Origin of the sequence: Neobacillus sp. NPDC058068, from assembly GCF_042885335.1 — a bacterium.
Lineage (GTDB): Bacteria > Bacillota > Bacilli > Bacillales > Cytobacillaceae > Neobacillus.
On record NZ_JBHVSI010000040.1, the window covers coordinates 21,183 to 27,928 of the forward strand.

Here is a 6,746-nt window from a genome sequence, read left to right on the forward strand (position 1 = left end):
CAACCCCCGAATTACCTTCAAGTATTTCTATTATACTAGTATAAATGGCACGATACAAAATGCCTATTAGAAATTTCTTTAAACTGCGGAACCACTTTTTTACACTCATCCATTGCAAATGGACATCTCGTATGAAAAGTGCAGCCACTCGGTGGATTGGACGGACTTGGAATATCCCCTGTTAAAATAATCCGCTCCCTTTTCAAGCGGGGATTTGGTACCGGAACCGCAGAAAGCAATGCTTTTGTATAGGGGTGTAAAGGCTCTTTATATAAGTTATCCTTATCGGCCAATTCGACAATCTTTCCAAGGTACATGACACCAACACGGTCACTTATATGTTCAACCACGCTTAAATCGTGTGCAATAAATAAATAGGTTAAATTAAATTCTTCTTGAAGATCCTTTAAAAGGTTTAAAATTTGCGATTGAATGGATACATCTAACGCTGAAACTGGTTCATCTGCAACAATTAGTTTTGGATTAACGGCAAGAGCGCGCGCAATCCCAATTCTCTGCCTTTGGCCGCCACTAAATTCATGGGGAAATCGGTCCGCATGATAGGCGTTTAATCCAACTACCTCTAATAAATGTTGGACACGTTCATCTCTCTTTTCTTTTGGATAGCCATGAACGATTAGAGGTTCGGCAATAATGTCGCTTACCTTCATCCTTGGATTTAATGACGCATATGGGTCCTGAAACACCATTTGAAACTCTTTTCTCATATCCCGGATTTGATTATCGTTTAAATTACTGATTTCATTTCCTTCAAATAAAATTTGGCCTTCTGTCGGATCAAGCAATCTCATCAGCATTCTTCCGGTAGTCGACTTTCCACAGCCGCTTTCACCAACAAGGCCAAGCGTTTCACCTTTTTTAATCGTAAAGGAGACATCATCTACTGCCTTGACAAATGACTTCTTCCCACCAAATAACCCTTTGTTCTTCGGGAAGTATTTTTTCAAGTTTTTCACTTCAACTAATGGAGCTTCCATAGGCTTATACCTCCAATACTTCGCTATTCTGATAGAGCCAGCATCTGCATGTATGTTCTTTATCTATTAACAGTAAATCTGGATCCTGCTGTCTGCATATATCCATGACCTTTGGGCAGCGGGGTGCAAATTTGCATCCTTCAGGCATATTGCTCGGTGTAGGAACATTCCCTGGAATAGAATCCAATCTATCGACCTTTTGACCAAGCTTTGGAACCGAATATAGTAACCCTTCTGTATACGGATGTTTTGGGTTTTCAAAGATGGTAAACACATCCGCTTCTTCTACCACTTTGCCTGCATACATCACGACAACCCGATCACACATTTCAGCAACTACCCCTAAATCATGAGTAATCAGCATAATTGCCGTATCGCCTTCTTTATTTAATTTCCTCATTAAATCTAAAATTTGCGCTTGAATGGTCACATCTAACGCAGTAGTCGGCTCGTCAGCGATCAAAAGCTTAGGTTTACAAGCCATTGCCATTGCAATCATGACCCGCTGCCGCATTCCTCCGGATAACTGATAGGGAAATTCATCAACGATTTCCTCTGCTCTTGGAATCCCGACCAGCTTTAGCATATTGATGGCGTGTTCTCTTGCTTGTTTTTTGTCATATTTCAAATGAAGCTGGACCGCTTCTTCTATTTGCCTGCCTATTTTATAGACAGGGTTTAACGACGTCATTGGTTCTTGGAAAATCATCGCAATTTCATTTCCTCTGATCATCCGCATTTCTTTTTCAGAAATGGCTTCCAGGTTCTTTCCTTCAAATTCAATCGTTCCGCCTACTATCTTTCCGGGAGTATCCTTTAACAGGCGCATTACCGATAATGAGGTAACACTTTTACCACACCCCGATTCGCCAACGACTCCAACCGTTTCCCCTTTATTGACCGTTATCGTTACACCATCAACGGCTTTCACCACTCCGCTGTCGCTCGTAAAGTGTGTTTGCAGATTCTTTATTTCAAGTATTTTTTCAGCCATCACCGTACTCCTTTCTGATGGTTAATCTTTAATTTTTGGATCTAACGCATCCCTTAGCCCGTCGCCAAACAGGTTAAACGCCAGCACGGTTAGAAAGATTGCAAGTCCCGGAAAAAATGTCACATGCGGAGCATTATTTAAATAATCCCTTCCACCGCTCAGCATTGCTCCCCACTCAGGTGATGGCGGCTGTGCTCCAAGTCCAAGAAAACTTAACGACGCGGCTGTTAAGATGGCCGTACCAAGACGCATCGTAAAATTTACGATAATACTTGAGAGAGTTCCAGGGAAAATATGCTTCCAAATGATTCTTCGCGGTTTTGCACCAATTGATCTCGTTGCTTCCACATAAACAGTTGCTTTCACCTGTAATGTACTGCTTCTTACAATCCTTGCAAAAATAGGGACACTGAAAATGGAAATAGCAATAACGACGTTCCCTAAACCTGGTCCAAGAATGGCAATGATTCCGATCGCCAATAAAATTCCAGGAAAAGCAAAGAGAATATCGCAGAGTCGCATAATTAAATTATCAATCCATTTACCATAGTACCCGCTGATAAGCCCTAGGATTGTTCCGCCAACCGACCCTAAAAAAACAGATAATAAACTAACAAAAAGTGATAGTCTTGTTCCGATGAGAATGCGGCTAAAGATATCCCGCCCATACGCATCTGTACCAGCCCAGTGTGCTACTGACGGTCCCTCAAGAATGTGGTCATAATCAAATTCAGCCGCACCATACGGAGCGATAAAGGGACCAATAATCCCCAATAAAAACAGGATTACAACAAAAAAACCGGCGGCTAACGCCATTTTTTGCTTTTTAAACTTCCGCCAAAACTCTTGTTTTGGTGTACTCTTTTTAACGTTACCTGCTTGAGGAAGCGGTTGTCGAATCACTTCTCCTACTTTCATTTCCGCCATTAATCTTTCCTCCTTTTTCTCATCCATTATTCGTAACGGATTTGCGGATTTAAAACCCCGTATAATAGATCGACAAATAAATTTATTAAAATGAATTCTAAAGCAAACAAGAGCATTTCTGCCTGGATAACTGGGTAATCGCGGAAGGAAACAGAATCGATCAGCAATCTTCCTAAGCCTGGCCAGCTAAACACCGTTTCAATGACGATTGATCCGCCAAGTAGAAATCCAAACTGTAGCCCTGCCATGGTGACAACGGGAATCATGGAATTTTTTAACGCATGGCCCCAAACAACTTTATTTTCTTTTAATCCTTTCGCACGTCCTGTACGAATATAGTCTTCTTTCATGACTTCCATTAATGAAGACCGGGAAAACCGTGCGATTACGGCTGCAACTCCAGCCCCAAGTGTGATGGAAGGTAAGATATAACTCTTCCATGAATCCATCCCGCCAGTTGGCAGCCAGCCCAAATTCACGGCAAATAATTGAATTAACATAAGGCCGAGCCAAAAGGATGGAAGGGAAATTCCTGATACAGCCCCGAACATTCCGAGATAATCCTGCCATTTATTTCTTTTCGTTGCAGAAAATACGCCCACCACAAGGCCAAATAAAACCGCCCAAACCATACTCCAAAAGGTTAACCAGAAAGTTGGCATAAAACGCGCGGCAATTTCATCAAAAACAGGACGTTTTGTCTTTAACGATAAACCAAAGTCCCCTTGAACAATATTTTTTACGAAATCTGCATATTGAGTATACAATGGCTTATCTAAGCCGAGCTCTCTCTGAACTGCTTGGACATCTGCTAAGCTGGCATCCTGTCCCGCTACTAATCTAGCAGGATCCCCTGGAATCATATGGACAAACAGAAAAATAAAAATGGAAACAAAGAATAAAATAGGTATGATTCCAATTAATCTTTTAAAAAAATATTTTAACAATTGGATTCCTCCTTTGCAGATAATAGATGAGCGCTATATGACTATAGCGCTCATCCTTACTTATTGTTTGATCTCGATATTTTCTACACTTAATGCACCATCTGGAAGCAAGTTAATGCCTTCCAGGTAGTTTTTCTTTCCTGCCATCGTGTCATCAACGGATAAGAACGCCCACGGAGCATCCTTCCAAATCGCAGTTTGAGCCTTTTCATATGCTGCTTTTCGCTTTTCGAGATCTGCAGTTGCAAGAGCATCTTTAATCGCCTCGTTTACTTCATCATTGTTATAATAAGCCGTGTTATAGGATTTCGGCGGGAATGCATCTTTTCCGCCTACAAGCGGACGAATCCCCCAGTCCGCATCACCTGTGGATGGTGACCAGCCGCCATAATACAATTCAATCTCGGCTGCATTAGGATCTTGAACAGACCAAATTTTGTCCGCCATTGTTCCAGATTCCATTGGGACGATTTCAACCTTTACGCCAATTTGAGCAAGCTGCTGCTGAATAAATTCCATTCCTTTAATCGTTTGCGAGCTGTTGCTGCCCCATAATTTTGCAGTAAAGCCTTTTTCAAGTCCGGCATCCTTCAGCAATTCTTTTGCCTTTTCAAGATTGAATTTGTACTGATCTTGCTTCGAATGAAACTGAACGTTTGGAGCAATGACTGAGTCTAAAGGTGTCGCAAAACCGTTCATAACAACTTTTACAAACGCATCCTTATTGATGGCATAGTTAATGGCCTGACGAACACGGACATCACTGTATGGTTTCTTTATTGTATTCATCGATAAATAACGGACAACAATTGATTGTTTGTTTTCAACCACAATACCGTTTTTACCGTTAAGGCTTTCTGCTTGCTCCGTTGGCACTGGATAGATAAAATCAGCCTCTCCTGTTTGAAGCATCGCTACACGCGCCCCATTTTCAGGTGTTGGTTTGAATGTAATCGAATCAACCTTCGGATAGTCTTTTTTCCAGTATTGATCATTCTTCACAACTTTTAAGTGATCGCTTTGATCCCAATCTGCAAATTTAAATGGTCCTGTTCCGACTGGGTGCTGGGAGACATCCTTACCATAGGTTTCTAACGCTTTCGGACTAATCATCATTCCCGCAGGATGGGCAAATGTATTAATCATCGCACCAAATGGTTCGCTTAAAACTACTTTAACAGTGTTCTCATCGACAACTTGTGTCTCTTTCACAAGGGCAAATAAGCTGTGACGCTTTAGGTTAAGGTCCGGATTTGCTAAGCGGTCAATATTTACTTTTACTGCTTCGGCATTAAATGGTGTTCCATCATGGAAAGTAATACCTTGACGAAGTTTAAAAGTAAATTCTGTCGCGGCATCATTAGCCGTATAGCTTTCGGCAAGAACTGGGACAACCTTCATATCCTTGTCAAAACCAACCAATCCTTCAAGCATGGTTTTTTGCGCTGAATAAGAAAGCGTATCATTTGTGTCATGTGGATCCATGCTAATAAAATTATCCGCAACAGCAATTGTAACGTCTTTTCCTTCTTTTTTAGCCAACTCCTGTGTTTCCGCCGGTTTAATATTTTTCTTGCCATCTTTCGAATCACTTGAAGTCTTGTTTGAATTGCTGCACCCAATTAAGAACAAGCTGCACATCACAAATACGGCAAGTAACGTATGCAAATAACGGTTTTTCAATGTACTTCCTCCTTTGATAGTAAAAATTATTCTTGAAGTGCTCCTGCACTGTGAAGCTTGAAATCAGCTACCAATTCCCCAATCACTTCATTACGAGCATTCAGTAATTTTGGACGATAGTGACCCATAAGTTCTTCAATTTGTTGATCCGTTAAAAAATTCAGCTGTTTTAACACTTCCACTGCTGCCGGGTAAACACCTCGACCATTTCCATCTTCAATTTTGATTGCAATACCCATCCCAGTTTCAAGATCTCCAATACAGTAAACGCCTTCCGCACCTGCTTTACCAATAAATCTCCCTTGGCCGACTCTCATAAAATCTGTACAAAAACGATCGGTGCCGCCAACCATTTCCGGCGCATTTACCATTGCTTTAGTAATTCGCTTGATTGCGCTACGACGTTGCTCGGAAAGTTCGTCAGGCTTGGCCATTTTTGCATAGCCATAAGCCAGTCGTTCAAGTGGCACCCCGTGAACTGGCACGCCGCATCCATCGATCCCAATTTCAATCTCCTCTTTTGGGTAATCCGTCATTTCACTAACTGCTGCAAGAATTCGTTGTTGAACGGGATGGTCCAAATCATAATAATTTTCAATCGGTTCATTCATGTGTTTTGCTGTTGCCAGCATCCCTGTATGCTTCCCGGAACAGTTGTTATATAAAGGAGTTACCTCCTTCCCTGCCAAAATTAGCTCCTTATATGTATCTTGCCAACGAGGAATATGGGTGCCGCATTTTAAACAGGTATCCTCCATTCCCGACCTTGCAAGGATGGATAGAACACGATTGGTGTGCATATTCTCGCCATTATGCGAAGCACAGCATAAGGAAAGATCAGCATCACTGAATTCATAATGGTCGGCAGCTCCTGTTTCCACTACTGGAATCGCCTGAATTGGTTTCATGGAAGAACGGGCAAAAACTATCGCGTTAGGATTTCCTGCAAAGTATAGTAATTGACCCTTTGAGTCTACGACGGCTACGTGCCCCATATGGGAACTTTCTACTAGATTTCCCCTAGTCACATTTACTAATTTAGTAGCGTCCATTCTATCACCCCTCATTTCTATTAATTTAATAATTTGGCTGTGTTAAAGCGCATTGTTGATTTTGAGCACAATGTTGATTGGAGTGGAAGGCGCGAGACTCCTGCGGGAGCAGCGGGACAGGTGAGACCCCGCAGGCGCTTTAGCG

At 41.9% G+C, this 6,746-nt stretch carries 6 protein-coding genes; all 6 read right to left on the reverse strand.

Features of this window, described 5'->3' with window-relative positions; all coding sequences use genetic code 11:
• Positions 1-35 precede the first annotated feature (35 nt).
• From ACFVSW_RS27310 to ACFVSW_RS27335, 6 genes are read right to left on the reverse strand one after another with little or no spacing between them, the layout of a single operon-like run.
• Entirely contained in the window at positions 36-998 is a 963-nt protein-coding gene (locus tag ACFVSW_RS27310; protein ID WP_387319775.1) for an ABC transporter ATP-binding protein, read from the reverse strand.
• 4 nt (positions 999-1,002) lie between these two features.
• Positions 1,003-1,992, reverse strand: a complete 990-nt coding sequence (locus tag ACFVSW_RS27315) for an ABC transporter ATP-binding protein (RefSeq protein ID WP_387319776.1) — start codon at positions 1,990-1,992, stop codon at positions 1,003-1,005.
• 21 nt (positions 1,993-2,013) lie between these two features.
• Entirely contained in the window at positions 2,014-2,910 is an 897-nt protein-coding gene (locus ACFVSW_RS27320; protein WP_387319784.1) for an ABC transporter permease subunit, read from the reverse strand.
• Positions 2,911-2,945: 35 nt separating this feature from the next.
• Complete coding sequence (gene gsiC / locus ACFVSW_RS27325; protein WP_387319777.1) at positions 2,946-3,866, reverse strand: glutathione ABC transporter permease GsiC; 921 nt, start codon at positions 3,864-3,866, stop codon at positions 2,946-2,948.
• A gap of 60 nt (positions 3,867-3,926) precedes the next feature.
• Positions 3,927-5,549: a glutathione ABC transporter substrate-binding protein gene (locus ACFVSW_RS27330; RefSeq protein WP_387319778.1), complete on the reverse strand. Its 1,623-nt coding sequence runs from the start codon at positions 5,547-5,549 to the stop codon at positions 3,927-3,929.
• Between the two features lie 26 nt (positions 5,550-5,575).
• Positions 5,576-6,601 (reverse strand): asparaginase, encoded by a 1,026-nt coding sequence (locus tag ACFVSW_RS27335; protein ID WP_387319779.1) that lies wholly within the window; start codon positions 6,599-6,601, stop codon positions 5,576-5,578.
• Positions 6,602-6,746: the final 145 nt, after the last annotated feature.

Bases quoted from the DNA above. Each gene is read 5' to 3' on its own strand.
- ACFVSW_RS27310 (WP_387319775.1), bottom strand. From the start codon at position 998: ATGGAAGCTCCATTAGTTGAAGTGAAAAACTTGAAAAAATACTTCCCG.
- ACFVSW_RS27315 (WP_387319776.1), bottom strand. From the start codon at position 1,992: ATGGCTGAAAAAATACTTGAAATAAAGAATCTGCAAACACACTTTACG.
- ACFVSW_RS27320 (WP_387319784.1), bottom strand. From the start codon at position 2,910: ATGAAAGTAGGAGAAGTGATTCGACAACCGCTTCCTCAAGCAGGTAAC.
- ACFVSW_RS27335 (WP_387319779.1), bottom strand. From the start codon at position 6,601: ATGGACGCTACTAAATTAGTAAATGTGACTAGGGGAAATCTAGTAGAA.